Raw genomic sequence first — 16224 nt, forward strand, 5'->3', positions numbered from 1 at the left:
GCCCAGCCCACCCAGCCGCCCCAGCCGTATCCGCCGGAGCCCGGTGCGCCAGGTGCCGCCGAGGAGCCGTCGGCGCAGACCGTCAACCTCAACGCCGTCCCACCCAAGGAAGAGGCTCCCGCGCCCTCCGGGGGCAAGGGCGGCGGCGGCCTCCTCAAGTCCAGCGCCATCATGGCCGCCGGCACGATGGTCTCCCGGCTGACGGGCTTCATCCGCTCCGCGATGATCGTCGCCGCGCTCGGCGCCTCCGCCCTCGGCGACAGCTACCAGCTGGCCATCACCCTTCCGACGATGCTCTACATCCTCAGCGTCGGCGGCGGCCTGAACTCGGTCTTCGTGCCGCAACTCGTGCGCGCGATGAAGGAGGACGACGACGGCGGCCAGGCGTACGCGAACCGGCTGCTGACGCTGGTCGCCGTACTGCTCGGCATCCTGGCGGTCGTGGCCGTCTTCGCCGCCCCGGTGCTGGTGCGGCTGATGTCCGTGAAGCTGGCAGGCGACCCGGCGGCCAACGAGGTCACCGTCACCTTCGTGCGCTACTGCCTGCCCTCGATCTTCTTCATGGGCATCCACGTGGTGATGGGCCAGGTACTCAACGCGCGCGGACGCTTCGGGGCGATGATGTGGACCCCGGTGCTCAACAACATCGTCATCATCGCCACCATCAGCCTGTTCCTGTGGGTCTACGGCACCGCCTCGACCTCGAAGCTGACCGTCGCCAGCATCCCCCCCGAGGGCGTGCGGCTGCTGGGCCTCGGCACCCTGCTGGGCCTGGTCGTCCAGGCGCTGTCGATGATCCCCTACCTGCGGGCCGCGGGCTTCCGCATCCGGCCCCGCTTCGACTGGCGCGGCCACGGCCTGGGCAAGGCCGCCAAGCTGGCCAAGTGGACGATCCTCTTCGTGCTCGCCAACCAGGCCGGCGTGCTGGTCGTCTCCCAGCTGTCCACCTGGGCCGGTGACACGGCCGCCGAGGGCGGCGACTCCGGCACCGGCTACATCGCCTACTCCAACGCCCAGCTCATCTGGACGATGCCGCAGTCCATCATCACCGTCTCCGTGATGGCGGCGCTGCTGCCGCGGCTGTCCCGGGCGGCGGCCGACGGCGACCCCGGAGCGGTACGGGACGACATCTCGCAGGGCCTGCGCAACTCGGCCGTCGCCATCGTGCCGATCGCCTTCGGATTCCTGGCGCTGGGCATCCCCATGTGCACCATGATCTACGGCTCGGCGGGCGTGGACGCCGCCCGTTCCATGGGTTACATGCTGATGGCGTTCGGGATCGGCCTGATCCCGTACTCGGTCCAGTACGTCGTTCTGCGCGCCTTCTACGCGTACGAGGACACCCGCACCCCCTTCTTCAACACGGTCATAGTGGCCGCCGTCAACGCCGCCGCCTCCGCGCTGTGCTTCCTGCTGCTGCCCGCCCGCTGGGCGGTCGTCGGCATGGCCGCCTCCTACGGGCTCGCCTACCTCACCGGCGTCGGCATCGCCTGGCGGCGGCTGCGCAACCGGCTGGGGGGCGACCTCGACGGGCGGCGCGTGGTGCGCACGTACACGCGGCTCGGCGGTGCCAGCATCCCGGCGACGCTCGCCGCGGGCGCCGCGGCCTGGGGCATCATGCGGGTCCTGGGCAGCGACACCCTCGGTTCGATCGCCGCGCTGGCCGGCGGAGGGATCGTTTTGGGCGCGGTTTTCGTCCTAGCGGCGAAGCGCATGCGCATCGAGGAAATGACGGCGATGCTCGGGATGGTGCGCGCCAGACTCGGCCGATGAAATCCGGACGGGGAAACCGGCGTATACAACCATCATTCGCCCCCGCGTGTCGTGCATAGCGGCGAGGTGTAGGCACAATTGTTTTTGCCGTTTCCAGCAAAGCGGCGCTACGGATGGGGAGGCAGGAACGACGGTGGCGGAACGGAGCACAGCCGCTGTCGACGTGGCCGAGACCAGCGGCGAGAACGGCAAGCCGCTGTCCGCCCGGCAGGACGGGGCCACGAGCGACGGTGCGACGGACGCGACGAACGGACACAGCCGCGACGCCGTGGCTTCCCCTCTCACGGGCGCCTCGGCCGCCGCCCCGGCGCCCGAGCCGGAAGCCTCCGACACCACGCCACCCGGAAGACCCACCGCGCGGGAAGAGGGAACCTCGCAGGACGAGACCCCCTCGGAGGGCGGAGGCCCCGCACAGGGCGCGGAGTCCCCGAGGAAGGGCGACACCGCCGACGAGGACGCCGGGCGCGCGCAGCAGGTTGCCTCCTCTCCCGGTGAGACACCGGACGAGACGGGGCACCGCCCCACCACCGACGGCACGCCGCCTGAACCGGCCGGGCCGGCCGGAGCGGCCGGACCGGCTGATCCGACTGAACCGGCCGGGCCGGCCGGAGCGCCGGCGGACGGCACCGCCGCCACCCCGGACAAAACCGCAGCCGACGCCGCAGCCGGCACCGCAGCCGACGCCGAGGGCGACACGGCAGGCGGCGCCACAAGCGAAGAGGAAGCCGCAACCGGCACCGCAGGCGCCGAGGGCTCCGACCCGGGCGTCGGCGCCGAGAACGCCGCCCCGGACACCGGCGACGACACGGACACCGAAGCGGGCACGGACACCGAAGCCGCCCCCCGAGCCGAATCGACCGCCGCAGCCGCAGCCGCAGCCGGGTCCGGGGCCAGTTCCGGGGCCGGATCCGGCCCCGGATCCGGAACCGCTGAAGGGTCCGCCGAGACACGCGGACCCGACCTGCACAGCGGCCACAAGCTCGCCCGCCGCTACCGCCTGGAGGAGTGCGTCACCCGCCTCGACGGGTTCAGCAGCTGGCGCGCCGTCGACGAGAAGCTGCGCCGCGCCGTGGGCGTCCACGCGCTGCCCGCCGGCCATTCCCGGGCCCGCCAGGTGCTCTCCGCCGCGCGCTCGGCGGCGCTCCTGGGCGACCCGCGGTTCGTGCAGGTCCTCGACGCGGTCGAGGAGGACGATCTCGTCTACGTCGTCCACGAGTGGCTGCCCGACGCCGTGCCGCTCAGCGAGCTGCTCAGCAGCGGGCCCCTGGAGGCGTACGAGGCGTACCAGCTCGTCGGCCAGCTCGCCCAGGGGCTGTCCGCCGCGCACCGCGAGGGGCTCGCGCACCTGCGCCTGAACCCGACCTGCGTGCTGCGTACCGGCATGGGGCAGTACCGCATCCGGGGGCTGGCCGTGAACGCCGCGCTGCGCGGGGTCACCAGCGATCACCCGCAGCGCGACGACACCGAGGCCATCGGCGCCCTGCTGTACGCGGCGCTCACCCAGCGTTGGCCGTACGAGGACGACGCACACGGGCTGCCCGGCGTCGGCTCGCTCGACCTGAGCACGCTCGTCGCCCCGGAGCAGGTGCGCGCGGGCGTCCACCGGGGGCTGTCGACGCTGGCCATGCGGGCGCTGGTCAACGACGGGGCGACCGCCTCGCGCCAGGAGCAGCCCTGTGCCACTCCGGAGGAGCTGGCCAAGGCCGTCTCGGCACTGCCCCGCATCCGCCCGCCGGAGCAGACCTTCACTCCGCCCCCGCCGTACCAGCGCACCACCTACCAGCAGGGTGCCTACGCCGCTTCCGGTGCCGTCGGGCCGGCCGCTGCGCGCGTTCCGCCGCGCAGGCCCGGCGCCGAGCCCCCGGCTCCGCCCGCGCTCCCCGGCCGTACCGGCAAGGTCCTCAAGTGGGGCGTCTCGGCGCTGCTGATCGCCGCGCTCGGGCTGGGCAGCTGGCAGGTCGCGGACGCGCTGCTGGAGGGCGAGCCGCCCGCGAAGAAGTCCACCGGGCAGGTACACGCGCACGACACCTCGGCGCGTACGGGCAAGCCCGTCAAGGTCGAGGACGTCAAGGACTTCGATCCGCAGGGCGACGGCTCGGAGAATCCGGAGAAGGCGCACAACGCGATCGACGGCAAGCCCGGAACCTCCTGGCTCACCAGCCACTACATCGGCCGCCCGGACTTCGGCAACCTCAAGTCAGGTGCCGGGCTCATCCTCGACCTGGGCAAGGTGCGGCAGGTCAGCCGGCTCAAGGTCGACTTCGTCGGCACGACCTCAGCGAGCTTCCTGGCCGCGCCGAGCAGCGTCTCCGGCATGCCCTCGTCCCTGGGCAGCTTCAGCAAGGTCTCCAGCGGCTCGGGGGAGCACCTCACCCTGAAGGCGAAGAAGCCGATCAAGACCCGCTACGTACTGGTGTGGCTCACCAAGCTCCCGCTCTCCGACGACGGCAACTACCGTGGTCGCGTCACGGAGGTCCAGGTCCTCAGCTGAGGCCGGCCCGCCGTGGGTGAGACGGGTGCGGCCGAGGCCGCGGGTGCCGCCTTCCCGGGGAGGGCGGCGGGCGAGGGGAGGGCCGATGGCGAGCGACGACGCGACGCGCCGTCCGCCGCACGCGGGCGGTACCGCGCGGGGCGGCGCCGCCCCGCCGGACGCCGGGCAGCGGGACAAGGAACCCGACAAGGAATCCGGCAAAGAACCCGACAAGGAATCCGACAAGGATCTCCTCAACCGGCACGTGGCGGGGGACCCCGACGCGTTCGGTGAGCTCGTCCGCCGGCACCGCGATCGCCTGTGGGCCGTGGCACTGCGGACGCTCGGTGACCGGGAGGAGGCGGCCGACGCCGTGCAGGACGCGCTGATCTCCGCGTACCGCGCCGCACACACCTTCCGCGGCCGGTCCGCTGTGACCACCTGGCTGCACCGCATCACCGTCAACGCCTGCCTGGACCGCGCCCGCAAGGCGGCCTCGCGCCGCGCGGCGCCGACCGACGACACCGAACGGCTCGAGCACCTGCTGGAGCCCGAGGAGTCCGCGGCCGGCCCCGTCGAGCGTGACGACGTGCACCGGCAACTCGTCTCGGCCCTCTCGCAGCTGCCCTCCGAGCAGCGTGCCGCTCTCGTCCTGGTGGACATGCAGGGCTATCCCGTCGCGGAAGCCGCCGAAGTCCTGGAGGTGGCTGTCGGCACCGTCAAGAGCCGCTGCGCCCGCGGGCGCGCCCGCCTCCTCCCCCTCGTCTCGCACCTGCGACCGAGCGCCGACGAAACCGAGGACGGAGCGGAGGGTGCGCGGAGCGCGGAGGGTGCGCGGAGCGCGGAGAGTGCGCGGAGCACGGAGGGTACGAACGGCGCCAGGGGAGGGAACCCGACGAGCGGAGCATCCGTCCCAGCATCGAGAGAGGGGCCGCGGAACCCACCGCGGACCACCGCGCAGGGCACCACAGGTTCCGGGGCAGCGAAGGGAGGAGGGCAGGCATGACATCCACTCCTTTCCCGTACGACGGGCGCCCGGTCGGCGAGCACCCGGACGTCGCCGAGATCTCCGCACTCAGCGAGGGCGTCCTGCCCGTCGAGCGCGAACCCGACCTCCGCACCCACCTGGAGGCGTGCGACCTGTGCGCCGAGGTGCGGGACTCCCTGGAGGAGATCCGCACCTCACTCGGCACGCTCCCGGGCCCCGTACGGATGCCCGAGGACGTGGCCGCCCGCATCGACGCGGCAATGTCGGCTGAGGCACGCACAACGGCGGAAGCCGACGGGACGCAAGCCGACGGGGCGGAAGCAGGCGCGTCAGGAACAGACGCGTCGGAAAGCGGCGCGGCGGAAGACGGTGCGTCGGAAAGCGGCGTGCCGGACGACGGCGTGCCGGAAGACGGCGCGGTTTCACGTGAAACGGCGCCGGATGTGGCGGCTCCGCTGCCGCGTACCGCGAAGACGCCGGTTTCACGTGAAACGACGTCCGTCCGGCGCTCCGGAGACGGCCGCCCCCCGGGGCACGCGTCGGGTGCCGGCGGCCCCGGGCGTGAGGTGGGCGCAGCCGGAAACCGGCGCGCCCGTCGCCGGCGGAGGGCCGTGCTGGTGGCCGCGGCCTCCGTCGCCGTACTGGCCCTCGGCGGGGTCACGCTCCAGGCGCTCTCCGACTCGGCCGGTACCAAGACTTCCTCGGGCACCGCCAAGTCGGGTCCCGAGGGCCCGGTACCGGCCGTGACCCCGAGTCCCACGGGCTCCCTCACCTCCGACACCGACAGCGACGGCAGCGGCGACGATCATCAGCTCCGCAAGCGCGTACAGCGGCTGCTGTCCGACCAGCCGACGTCCTCTCCCACCGAGAGCGCCCCGTCCTCCTCGAAGCCGAGCGCATCCCCCTCTCTGGACACCAAGCAGAGCCCCAGCACCGGTGACAACACGCTTCGGGACGACCTGGGGGGCGGCGGCACGACCGTCCCCTCCTGTGTGCGGGACGCCCTCGGCCGTACGGAGACCCCGCTGGCCGTCGACCCGGAGGCCACCTTCGCGAACCGCTCCGGTTACCTGGTCGTCCTCCCGCACCAGGGTGGTGACACGGAGCAGGTCGACGCCTACCTGGTGGACCCCTACTGCATCAGCGCCGACCCACCGCAGACCGGTGAGGTGCTGTTCCAGGGCACGTACCCACGCGGGTGACCCGGGGTCGCGGGCCCGGGAATGTCTGCCCCGTAGGATCCGTTGGACGGGGTGAAAGCCTCGGCGCAAGATCCCGGATAGCAGTCGGCAGACAAGGAAGACTCCCGTGAGCGACGTCCGTAACGTCATCATCATCGGCTCGGGCCCGGCCGGATACACGGCAGCGCTCTACACCGCCCGCGCGTCGCTGAAGCCGCTGGTGTTCGAGGGCTCCGTCACGGCGGGCGGCGCCCTGATGAACACCACCGAGGTCGAGAACTTTCCCGGCTTCCAGGAAGGCATCGTGGGCCCGGAGCTCATGGACAACATGCGGGCCCAGGCGGAGCGCTTCGGCGCCGAGCTGATCCCCGACGACGTCACGGCCGTCGACCTGTCCGGTCCGGTCAAGACCGTCACGGACTCCACCGGCACCGTCCACCGTGCCCGCACGGTGATCGTCTCCACCGGCTCGCAGCACCGCACGCTGGGCCTGCCCCTGGAGGACGAGCTGTCCGGCCGCGGTGTCTCCTACTGCGCCACCTGCGACGGCTTCTTCTTCCGCGAGCAGCACATCGCTGTGGTCGGTGGCGGTGACACGGCCATGGAGGAGGCCACGTTCCTCTCCCGCTTCGCCGCGTCCGTCACCATCGTCCACCGGCGGGACACCCTCCGGGCCTCGAAGGCGATGCAGGAGCGCGCCTTCGCCGACCCGAAGATCTCCTTCGCCTGGAACAGCGAGGTGGCCGAGATCCACAGCAAGGACGGCAAGCTGTCCGGACTGACCCTCCGCGACACCGAGAACGGCGAGACCCGCGAGCTGGACGCGACGGGCCTGTTCGTCGCCATCGGCCACGATCCGCGCGTGGAGCTGTTCAAGGACGAGCTCACCCTCGACGAGGACGGCTACCTCAAGGTGGACGCCCCCTCCACCCGTACCAACGTGCCCGGCGTCTTCGCGGCGGGTGACGTGGTGGACCACACCTACCGCCAGGCCATCACCGCGGCGGGCACCGGCTGCTCGGCCGCGCTGGACGCCGAGCGCTTCCTGGCGGCGCTCACCGACGTGGACGCCGAGGAGACCCCCGAGCCGGAGAAGACAGCCGCCGCCGTCTGACCGTCCCGGCTCCCCCGCCGCCCCCTTCCGTCAGCCTTCACCCCACCGCACACCACACACCCTGAGGAGAAGCACCATGGCCGGTGCCACCGTGACCGCGACCGACGCAGACTTCGAAGAGGTCGTCCTCAAGAGCGACAAGCCCGTGCTAGTCGACTTCTGGGCGGCCTGGTGCGGTCCGTGCCGCCAGATCGCCCCGTCGCTGGAGGCCATCGCCGCCGAGCACGCCGACAAGCTCACCGTCGTCAAGCTGAACATCGACGAGAACCCCGGCGTCGCCGCGAAGTACGGCATCATGTCGATCCCGACCATGAACGTCTACCAGGGCGGCGAGGTCGTCAAGACCATCGTCGGCGCCAAGCCGAAGGCCGCCATCGAGAAGGACCTCTCCGACTTCATCGGCTGAGTGCCACGCACGTCCGGGTGCCATGCACGCCGGACGAGACGCACCAGGGGCGCGGTTTCACGTGAAACCGCGCCCCTGTTCGTTGTCCGGCCCTCGTCCGGCCCTCCGCAGCGGCCGAGATGCCGACTTCCCCCGCCCTACAGCACCCTCTGCGGCACCCTCGACAGCGCCCTCTACAGCGGCCGGAGCGCCGGCTCTTTGCTGTGGACCTTGCCCAGCAACTGATCCAGCGCCCGTTCCATGTCGTGCCGCCAGGAAACGGTCGACCGCAGCTCCAGGCGCAGCCGGGGAAAGCGCGGATGCGGCCGGACGGTCTTGAAGCCGACGGCCAGCAGATGGTCGGCGGGCAGCAGACAGGCAGGTTCCCTCCACTGCGTGTCCCCGAACGCCTCTATCGCCTTGAACCCGCGCCGCAGCAGATCCTTCGCCACCGTCTGCACGATCACCCGGCCGATGCCCTGCCCCTGGAATTCGGGGCGCAGGAACGCCGTCATCAGCTGCACCGCGTCGGGGGAGACGGGGCTCGTGGGGAAGGCGAAGGAGCGCGGCACATAGGCGGGCGGCGCGTAGAGCACGTAGCCGACCGGCACATCGTCGACGTAGACGACCCGGCCGCAGGAGCCCCACTCCAGCAGCACCGCCGAGATCCAGGCCTCCTTCTCCCGGTCCGGGCGGCCCGACCCGGCCGTTTCCTCGTCGCTGACCGGGCCCAGCTCCCAGAAGGCGCAGGCACGGCAGCGCTCCGGCAGGTCCCCGAGGTTGTCCAGCGTGAGCGGAACGAGCTGTCGCCCCATGGCAGACATCGTAGCCATGGGGCGACAGCTCGTCGGTAGGTTTCTGCTGTTGTGACTGGTGCGATGGTCGGCCCGAAAGCGACCGAGAGGGCGGGGTCGGACAACCGGACGCCGGGACTACAGGGAACCCCCGTCTCCCCGCTCGCCGTCCTCCTGCCCGTCCTCGCCCTGCTCGTCGTCGCCCTGGCCACCGTCGCCTTCCGCGAGCTTCTGCTGGAGCACCCGGCCCTCCCCGGGGGCGAACTGGCCGAGGATGCGATCGAGATCCTCCATGGAGGCGAACTCCACGACGATCTTGCCCTTCTTCTGGCCCAGGTCGACCTTCACCCTGGTCTCGAAGCGGTCGGAGAGGCGGCCCGCCAGCTGATTCAGCGCGGGGGACACCCGGGCACCGGCCCGGGGCCCCTTCGGCTTGGTCCGCCCCTTGGGCGTGCCACTCATCAGCGTGACGATCTCCTCGACCGCCCGCACCGACAGGCCTTCGGCCACGATGCGGTGAGCGAGCTTGTCCTGATCCTCGCCGTCCTCCACCGACAGCAGCGCTCGCGCGTGCCCGGCGGACAGCACTCCCGCCGCCACCCGGCGCTGCACCGCGGGGGAGAGCCGCAGCAGCCGCAGCGTGTTGGTCACCTGCGAGCGGGAGCGGCCGATCCGGCCGGCGAGCTCGTCATGGGTGCACGCGAAGTCCTTCAGGAGCTGGTCGTAGGCGGCGGCCTCTTCCAGCGGATTCAGCTGCGCCCTGTGCAGGTTCTCCAGCAGGGCGTCCAGGAGGAGTTTCTCGTCCTCGGTGGCCCGGACGATGGCCGGAATCTGCTCCAGCCCCGCCTCCCGGCAGGCGCGCCAGCGGCGCTCACCCATGATGAGCTCGAAGCGACCGGCCTCCAGCTCACGCACCACCACCGGCTGGAGGAGACCAACCTCCTTGATGGAGGTGACCAGTTCGGCGAGGGCGTCCTCGTCGAAGACCTCACGGGGCTGCCGCGGGTTGGGGGTGATCGCGTCGAGTGGCACCTCGGCGAAGAACGCCCCGTCCACCGCTCCCGTCGCCGATTCCTCAGCAGAGGCCTCGTCCTGGCTGGACGTAACCTCTTCGGCGGATGCGGCATCCGGCGTTTCACGTGAAACCCACTCGTCGCTCTCCCGCTGGGAGAGCGCGGCGACCTTCGCGGCCGCCACCCCGCGCGACCCCTGCTCCGGTGAGAGCAGCGGGACCGCGGTGGGAGAGGTGGAGCCCCCCGTGACGCTCGGCGACTGCCGCTCGGACCCCGACTCCGAGGTCTCAGCGGTCTCCGTACTCGCCGGAGCCGCCGGGATCAGCGCACCGAGCCCCCGCCCCAGGCCCCTACGTCGCTCGCTCACTGCCCCTCCGCCATGCTGCCGTGCTGCTGTGCCTGTTGCGGTTGCTGTTGCTGCTGCTGTTGTGGTTGTGGTTGGGCCGGTGGCTGTCCGAGTGGTTGCTGCTGTGGTGCCTGGAACGGCACCGCGTGCTGGGCCGGTGCCCCCTGGTAGGCCTGCTGGGCCTGCTGGGCTTCCTGTGCCTGCTGGGCCTGCTCGACGTGCGGGTCCCGCAGCGCGATCTCTCGCGCCGCCTCCAGGTAGGACAGGGAACCGCTGGAGCCGGGATCGTAGGTGAGGACCGTCTGGCCGTAACTCGGAGCCTCCGAGATCCGCACCGACCGCGGGATGTTGGTCCGCAGCACTTCCTTACCGAAGTGCCCGCGCACCTCCTCCGCCACCTGGGACGCCAGCCGGGTACGGCCGTCGTACATCGTCAGAATGATCGTGGAGATGTGCAGTCGAGGGTTCAGATGCCCCCTCACCAGCTCCACGTTGCGCAGCAGTTGCCCCAGGCCCTCCAGCGCGTAGTACTCGCACTGGATGGGGATCAGCACCTCCGCACCGGCCACCAGGGCGTTGACCGTCAACAGGCCGAGCGAGGGCGGGCAGTCGATGAGGATGTAGTCCAGCGGCTGCTCGTACGCCTCGATGGCCCGCTGAAGACGGCTCTCCCGCGCGACCAGCGACACGAGCTCGATCTCCGCACCGGCGAGATCGATGGTCGCCGGTGCGCAGAAGAGCCCCTCCACGTCCGGCACCGGCTGGACGACCTCGGAGAGCGGCTTGCTCTCCACCAAGACGTCGTAGATCGAGGGGACTTCGGCGTGGTGATCCACACCCAGCGCCGTCGACGCGTTGCCCTGCGGGTCGAGGTCGACCACCAGGACGCGGGCCCCGTGCAGAGCCAGCGAGGCGGCGAGGTTCACGGTCGTCGTGGTCTTGCCGACCCCGCCCTTCTGGTTGGCGACCACCATGACCCGGGTCTGGGCCGGCCGCGGCAGACCCTCCCCGGCTCTGTTCATCGCCTCGACCGCCTGCTGGGCGGCACGGCCAATAGGGGTGTCATCCATGGGCGGTGGCGTTTCACGTGCCGCGTCACCGCGGGGAGCGCCCCCGCCCGCGCTGGTATCCCCTGGCTCTGTCCGGGGACCGGGGACCGGGTCGGCCATCGGTCCCGCGATGTTGGCGTCGGACCGCAACGGTTCACTCTCCTCACCATCAGGCTCGCAATGAACAGAGCCTCCCATGCTTTCGGTGTCGCGAACCAGCGAGCCCCGCTCAGTTGTGGACGAATCCACGTCGGAGCGGGGCTGGGGGGTGGGTGCGGTCCGGCCGCGCGCACCGGCGGCGGCGCGGCCTCGGTTGATGATTCCGTGCAACAGAGAGCGGCGTTTCACGTGAAACACGATGCACGCGGCCCTGACGGGTGCCGCCGCGACACTCCGCGCCGCGGTGCCGTAAGCGTTTTTATGGAGTAACCGCGTAACCGAATCAGCGTTTCAGCGCCGACCGGAAGAACCGCTGACGATCCGGCGCCGCACGAACGCCGGACGCCCGTGTCGTTCCGTCACGGCCGCCCCGCCGGCGACATCGGCCCACCGCCGCGCGCCGGGCGCCCAGAGCACATGCGGTCGCGCCGACGACGCAGTGCTCATGCCCAGCACCCCACACGGAAGCCGACTTCGCCAGCCGGCCACCGCCGCCGGGACGACAGCGGTGACGCGGCGATGGCGGCCCTCGCCGCGACGCGGTGGCTTTTACGCGACGACCGGTCTCCGCGGGCCCCGGTGCGGCGCCGCACCGGCGGCGCCGGACGCAGCGGCCGGGCACCCCGGGGCCCGGCCGGGGGTCAGCGACCGCGGCGACCGCCACGGGCCGCGCGGCGGGCCGCCTTCTCGGCCTTGGCCCGCCGGGCGGCGAACCGGACACCGCCGGGGCTCTCGCCGACCCGGGCCCGCACCACCGTCGAGAGGGGATCCACCACGCCGCGGCCGATCTGCTCCACCGTGGTCTCCACGACCCCCAGCTTGTGCAACGCGTCCCGCGCCGTGCGGACCTCCTCCTCGGCGGTGTCGCCCTTGAGGGCCACCATCTCGCCGTAGGGGCGCAGCAGCGGCACTCCCCAGCCGGCCAGCCGGTCCAGCGGAGCGACCGCGCGGGCGGTCACCACGTGTACCGGCGTCAGCGTGCCCAGCATCTCCTCGGCCCGCCCCCGCCGCACCGTGACGTGGTCGAGCCCCAGCAGTTCAACGACCTCCTGCAGGAAGGTCGTCCGCCGCAGCAGCGGTTCCAGGAGCGTGATCTCCAGGTCCGGACGCACCAGCGCCAGCGGAATCCCCGGCAGCCCTGCGCCCGATCCGACGTCGCACACGGAGACGCCCTCGGGCACCACCTCGGAGAGCACGACGCAGTTCAGCAGGTGCCGCTCCCACAGGCGAGGCACCTCGCGCGGACCGAGCAGGCCCCGCCGCACCCCGGCGTCGGCCAGCAGTTCCGCGTACCGCCGCACGGCGGGCAGGCTGTCCCCGAACGCCTTGTGTGCCGCCTCGGGAGCGGGCGGAAGGTCCGCCGTGGGCTCCTGCGGCTCCCCCGCGTCCCGGGTCACGGGAGGACGACCACGCAGCGCTGCGGCTCCTCGCCCTCGGACTCGCTGCGCAGCCCGGCGGCCTTCACCGCGTCGTGTACGACCTTGCGCTCGAACGGGGTCATCGGGCGCAGCTTCACCGGCTCGCCGGAGCCCTTGGCCTCCTTGGCCGCCTGCTCGCCCAGCTCCGCCAGCTCCTCCCGCTTGCGGGCCCGGAAGCCGGCGACGTCCAGCATCAGCCGGCTGCGGTCGCCCGTCTCGCGGTGCACGGCGAGCCGCGTCAGCTCCTGCAGGGCCTCCAGTACCTCGCCGTCCTTGCCCACCAGCTTCTGCAGGTCGCGCGAGGTGCCCTCACCGATGATCGAGACCACGGCGCGGTCGGCCTCGACGTCCATGTCGATGTCGCCGTCCAGGTCGGCGATGTCGAGCACGCCCTCGAGGTAGTCGGCCGCGATCTCACCCTCCTGTTCCAGACGGGTCAGGGTGTCGGTGTCGGCTTCGGTGCTCTCGGGGCCGGTCGCATCCGTGCTCTCGGGAGCGTCCGTGCTCTCGGGGGCGGTCGTGTCCGTCACGGCGGGGACTCCTTCGGTGCTCACTTCTTGGAGGGGTGCTTGGGACGCTGCGGGCCCTTGCGCTGCTGCCCGGTCTTCTTCTGACCCGACTTGGCCTGGCCGCCGCCCTGCTTCTGACCGCTCTGCTTGGCGCCGCCCTGCTGCTTACCTGACGCCTTCTGGCCCGAGCCCTTCTGGCCCGAGCCCTTCTGGGCGCCCTTCCCGGTGGCGGACCCGCCCGCCGGGCGGGACTTCTGGCCAGAGCCCGGCTTGTCCGCGGGGCCGGAGTCGTCCTTCTCCAGCGACGCGGTAGCCGAGGAGGTGCCGCCCTCCTTGGAGCCCGCAGCGACCGGACCGCCCTGCCGCTGCGCCTTCGTCTGGCGCTTGGGCTGCTGGCGCCTGGCCCGGGCGGCCTCGGCGGCCTCGCGGGCCTCGACCTCCTTCGGGTCCTCCTTCAGCTTGCCCGCGGCGCGCAGCCGCTCCTGGCGCTCCTTGAAGGCGCGGGAGCCGGGGGTGGGGTTGCGCTTGATCACGAAGAGCTGCTGGCACATCGTCCACACGTTGGTGGTCAGCCAGTAGATGAGGACACCGACGGGGAAGTTGATACCGAAGACGGCGAACATGATGGGGAAGACGTACATCAGCATCTTCTGCTGCTGCATGAACGGCGTCTTCACCGTCAGGTCGACGTTCTTGGTCATCAGCTGGCGCTGCGTGTAGAACTGCGACGCCGACATCAGAACGATCATGATGACCGTGACGACGCGGACGTCGACGAGCGTCGCGGCCAGATCCTTGACCTGGTCGGCGCTGTCCATGAACTTCGCGGCGATCGGAGCACCGAAGATCTTCGCGCTACGGGCGCTGTCGACCTGCTCGGCGTTGAGGACGCCCACCGGCTTGTTGTCCGCGATGTGGCTGAGCACCCGGAAGAGGGCGATGAAGAACGGCGACTGCGCCAGGATCGGCAGGCAGCTGGAGAGCGGGTTGGTGCCCGTCTCCTTGTAGAGCTTCATCATCTCTTCGCTCTGGCGCTGCTTGTCGCTCTTGTAGCGCTCCTGGATCGCCTTCATCTTCGGCTGGAGCGCCTGCATGTTCCGGGTCGACTTGATCTGCTTCACGAACAGCGGGATCAGGCAGATCCGGATCAGTACCACCAGGAAGAAGATGGACAGACCCCAGGCCCAGCCGCTGTCCGGGTCGAAGACCCAGCCGAACAGCGTATGGAACTGGACAATGATCCAGGAGACAGCGGTATAGAGAGGACTCAGGATCGTGTCCACGAATCAGGCTCCTTGGGCGTTGGACTGGGTCCGGTGCTGCTGCCAGCGGGAGCGGATCCGCTGGTGCCATACCGGGTGCTTCCGGGCGGGGACATGGTCGACGCCACCGGGCGACCACGGGTTGCAGCGCAGAATGCGCCATGCCGTCATTGCCGTCCCCTTCACGGCGCCATGGCGGTGGATGGCCGTGTAGCCGTAGTGGGAGCACGACGGGTAGTACCGGCACACGGGGCCGAGCATCGGACTGATCGTCCACTGGTACAGCTTGATCAACCACAGCAGCGGGTACTTCACGGCGCTCTCCCTCCCGGTTCGCGGCCGGGATCGCGGGGGCTGTCCCCCGAGTCGGCAGAGCGAGGGGACCCTTTGAGCAGCTTCCGCAGCGCGGCGTCCAGATCACGGGCCAGCTGAGTGTGGTCCGCGTCTCCCGCGCCGGGCAGCGCCCGTACGACAACCAGGCTACCTGTGGGCAGCTTGCACAGACGTTCGCGCATCAGAGGGCGCAGACGCCGCTTCACACGGTTACGGACGACGGCGTTGCCGACGGCCTTGCTCACGACGAAACCCGCACGCGTCGGGGGGACCTCTCCCTCCGACGCGTGCGGGTCCGTTCGACTGCGTAGGTGGACGACGAGAAGCGGGCGTCCGGCCCGGCGTCCTCGGCGTACCGCGGTCGCGAAGTCCTCGCGCCGCCTCAGCCGGTTCTCGGTAGGCAGCACGTCATGGACCTGTGGTCAGGCTGCTCAGGCCGACAGGCGGGCGCGACCCTTGCTGCGGCGGTTCGCGACGATCGCGCGGCCGGCGCGGGTCCGCATGCGCAGCCGGAAGCCGTGGGTCTTCGCGCGGCGGCGGTTGTTCGGCTGGAAGGTGCGCTTGCTCACTCGGGGGCTCCAGGGATGCTTCGTGTCCCACGGACACCGCAGGACAGGGTGTGGGGAGTCGACTGGCTGTCACCGTGCGCCCACGAGTAGCTCGCAACGCCCGAGTGTGCACCGCTTCATGATCAATCGGGCGAACCCGCTGATCTTGCCCATCGGAGGCAGGCGGCAGCAGCCGTCGACACTCGACCTGGTTACGGTACGCGCGCTTACGCCATCCGGTCAAACCAGCGCCCACGGGGCGCCCCGGCTCCGGGCCCCGGCTCCGGGCCCGGGAGACGCGGCCCGGAGCCACCGCGTCCAGCCCCGCCCGTCTCCCGCCCGCTGCCCCGCCCGCGTCCGCTACTGCACTCGTGCACAGCCTGTGGACAACGACTTGAACGGGGCAGGTCCGCGTGACTACCGTGGCCGAACTTCCTTTCCTTCCCGACCGTGCCCAGAACCACACATTCGTGGGACCTGGTCGATCACCGGACGACGACCGTCACCCAGCGCGTGACCCGTCACCCAGCGAGTGAGAGAGCGTGCCCTGTGGCTGACCTACCTGCCGATCTTGCCGCAGTGTGGCCACGGGTGCTGGAACAGCTTTTGCGCGAGGGTCCCGAAGGAAGCAGCGTCGAGGCGAAGGACCAGCGGTGGCTGCGGGACTGCCAGCCCCTCGTGCTGGTCTCGGGCACCGCGCTGCTGGGCGTGCCGAACGAATACGCGAAGCAGGTCCTGGAGGGCCGGCTCGCTCCGCTGATCACCGAAACCCTCAGCCGCGAGTGCCGCCAGCCGATCCGCCTGGCGATCACGGTGACCGGCCCGATGCCGCAGGCCGCCTCCCCCGCACCGCCGGCCGCCGCCTCGATCCCGTCGCCCACC

General features: G+C 71.2%; 15 protein-coding genes and 1 pseudogene. 7 read left to right on the plus strand and 9 right to left on the minus strand.

The window, feature by feature from the left end; translation table 11 throughout:
- The 6 genes from murJ to trxA all read left to right on the plus strand — a co-directional run.
- The coding region (gene murJ / locus AB8Z75_RS18290) for a murein biosynthesis integral membrane protein MurJ (RefSeq protein WP_369203274.1) at positions 1-1773 on the plus strand (1773 nt) is incomplete at its 5' end.
- 133 nt (positions 1774-1906) lie between these two features.
- Positions 1907-4264, plus strand: coding sequence for a hypothetical protein (locus AB8Z75_RS18295; RefSeq protein WP_369203276.1), 2358 nt, complete (start codon positions 1907-1909; stop codon positions 4262-4264).
- 85 nt (positions 4265-4349) lie between these two features.
- Complete coding sequence (sigM, locus tag AB8Z75_RS18300) at positions 4350-5249, plus strand: RNA polymerase sigma factor SigM (RefSeq protein ID WP_369203278.1); 900 nt, start codon at positions 4350-4352, stop codon at positions 5247-5249.
- Positions 5246-6433, plus strand: coding sequence for an anti-sigma factor (locus AB8Z75_RS18305; protein ID WP_369203280.1), 1188 nt, complete (start codon positions 5246-5248; stop codon positions 6431-6433). The genes sigM and AB8Z75_RS18305 overlap by 4 nt, the downstream gene beginning before the upstream one ends.
- Before the next feature lie 106 nt (positions 6434-6539).
- Positions 6540-7526: a thioredoxin-disulfide reductase gene (gene trxB, locus AB8Z75_RS18310; protein ID WP_369203282.1), complete on the plus strand. Its 987-nt coding sequence runs from the start codon at positions 6540-6542 to the stop codon at positions 7524-7526.
- 76 nt (positions 7527-7602) lie between these two features.
- Positions 7603-7932, plus strand: a complete 330-nt coding sequence (trxA, locus tag AB8Z75_RS18315) for a thioredoxin (RefSeq protein WP_369203284.1) — start codon at positions 7603-7605, stop codon at positions 7930-7932.
- Between the two features lie 173 nt (positions 7933-8105).
- On the opposite strand, the gene AB8Z75_RS18320 is transcribed toward trxA, so the two are convergent.
- From AB8Z75_RS18320 to rpmH, 9 genes are all read right to left on the minus strand, one after another.
- Entirely contained in the window at positions 8106-8726 is a 621-nt protein-coding gene (locus AB8Z75_RS18320; RefSeq protein WP_369203286.1) for an N-acetyltransferase family protein, read from the minus strand.
- 117 nt (positions 8727-8843) lie between these two features.
- Positions 8844-10085: a ParB/RepB/Spo0J family partition protein gene (locus tag AB8Z75_RS18325; protein WP_369203288.1), complete on the minus strand. Its 1242-nt coding sequence runs from the start codon at positions 10083-10085 to the stop codon at positions 8844-8846.
- Complete coding sequence (locus AB8Z75_RS18330; protein WP_369203290.1) at positions 10082-11311, minus strand: ParA family protein; 1230 nt, start codon at positions 11309-11311, stop codon at positions 10082-10084. The genes AB8Z75_RS18325 and AB8Z75_RS18330 overlap by 4 nt, the downstream gene beginning before the upstream one ends.
- Positions 11312-11913: 602 nt before the next feature.
- Entirely contained in the window at positions 11914-12669 is a 756-nt protein-coding gene (gene rsmG / locus AB8Z75_RS18335; protein WP_369203292.1) for a 16S rRNA (guanine(527)-N(7))-methyltransferase RsmG, read from the minus strand.
- On the minus strand, positions 12666-13130 hold the full coding sequence (locus AB8Z75_RS18340) for a protein jag (RefSeq protein WP_369203301.1): 465 nt from the start codon (positions 13128-13130) through the stop codon (positions 12666-12668). The genes rsmG and AB8Z75_RS18340 overlap by 4 nt, the downstream gene beginning before the upstream one ends.
- Before the next feature lie 110 nt (positions 13131-13240).
- On the minus strand, positions 13241-14482 hold the full coding sequence (yidC, locus tag AB8Z75_RS18345) for a membrane protein insertase YidC (RefSeq protein ID WP_369203294.1): 1242 nt from the start codon (positions 14480-14482) through the stop codon (positions 13241-13243).
- A 3-nt stretch (positions 14483-14485) separates the two neighbouring features.
- Positions 14486-14776: a membrane protein insertion efficiency factor YidD gene (yidD, locus tag AB8Z75_RS18350; protein ID WP_369203296.1), complete on the minus strand. Its 291-nt coding sequence runs from the start codon at positions 14774-14776 to the stop codon at positions 14486-14488.
- The gene (gene rnpA / locus AB8Z75_RS18355) at positions 14773-15201 is read right to left on the minus strand and encodes a ribonuclease P protein component (RefSeq protein ID WP_369203298.1); all 429 of its coding nucleotides are present in this window, start codon (positions 15199-15201) and stop codon (positions 14773-14775) included. The genes yidD and rnpA overlap by 4 nt, the downstream gene beginning before the upstream one ends.
- 24 nt (positions 15202-15225) lie before the next feature.
- On the minus strand, positions 15226-15363 hold the full coding sequence (rpmH, locus tag AB8Z75_RS18360) for a 50S ribosomal protein L34 (RefSeq protein ID WP_016906158.1): 138 nt from the start codon (positions 15361-15363) through the stop codon (positions 15226-15228).
- Between the two features lie 528 nt (positions 15364-15891).
- Here rpmH and AB8Z75_RS18365 point away from each other — a divergent pair.
- A pseudogene (locus AB8Z75_RS18365) lies at positions 15892-16224 on the plus strand (chromosomal replication initiator protein DnaA); the annotation flags it as partial.

This window comes from Streptomyces sp. PU-14G, from assembly GCF_041028275.1.
GTDB lineage: Bacteria > Actinomycetota > Actinomycetes > Streptomycetales > Streptomycetaceae > Streptomyces.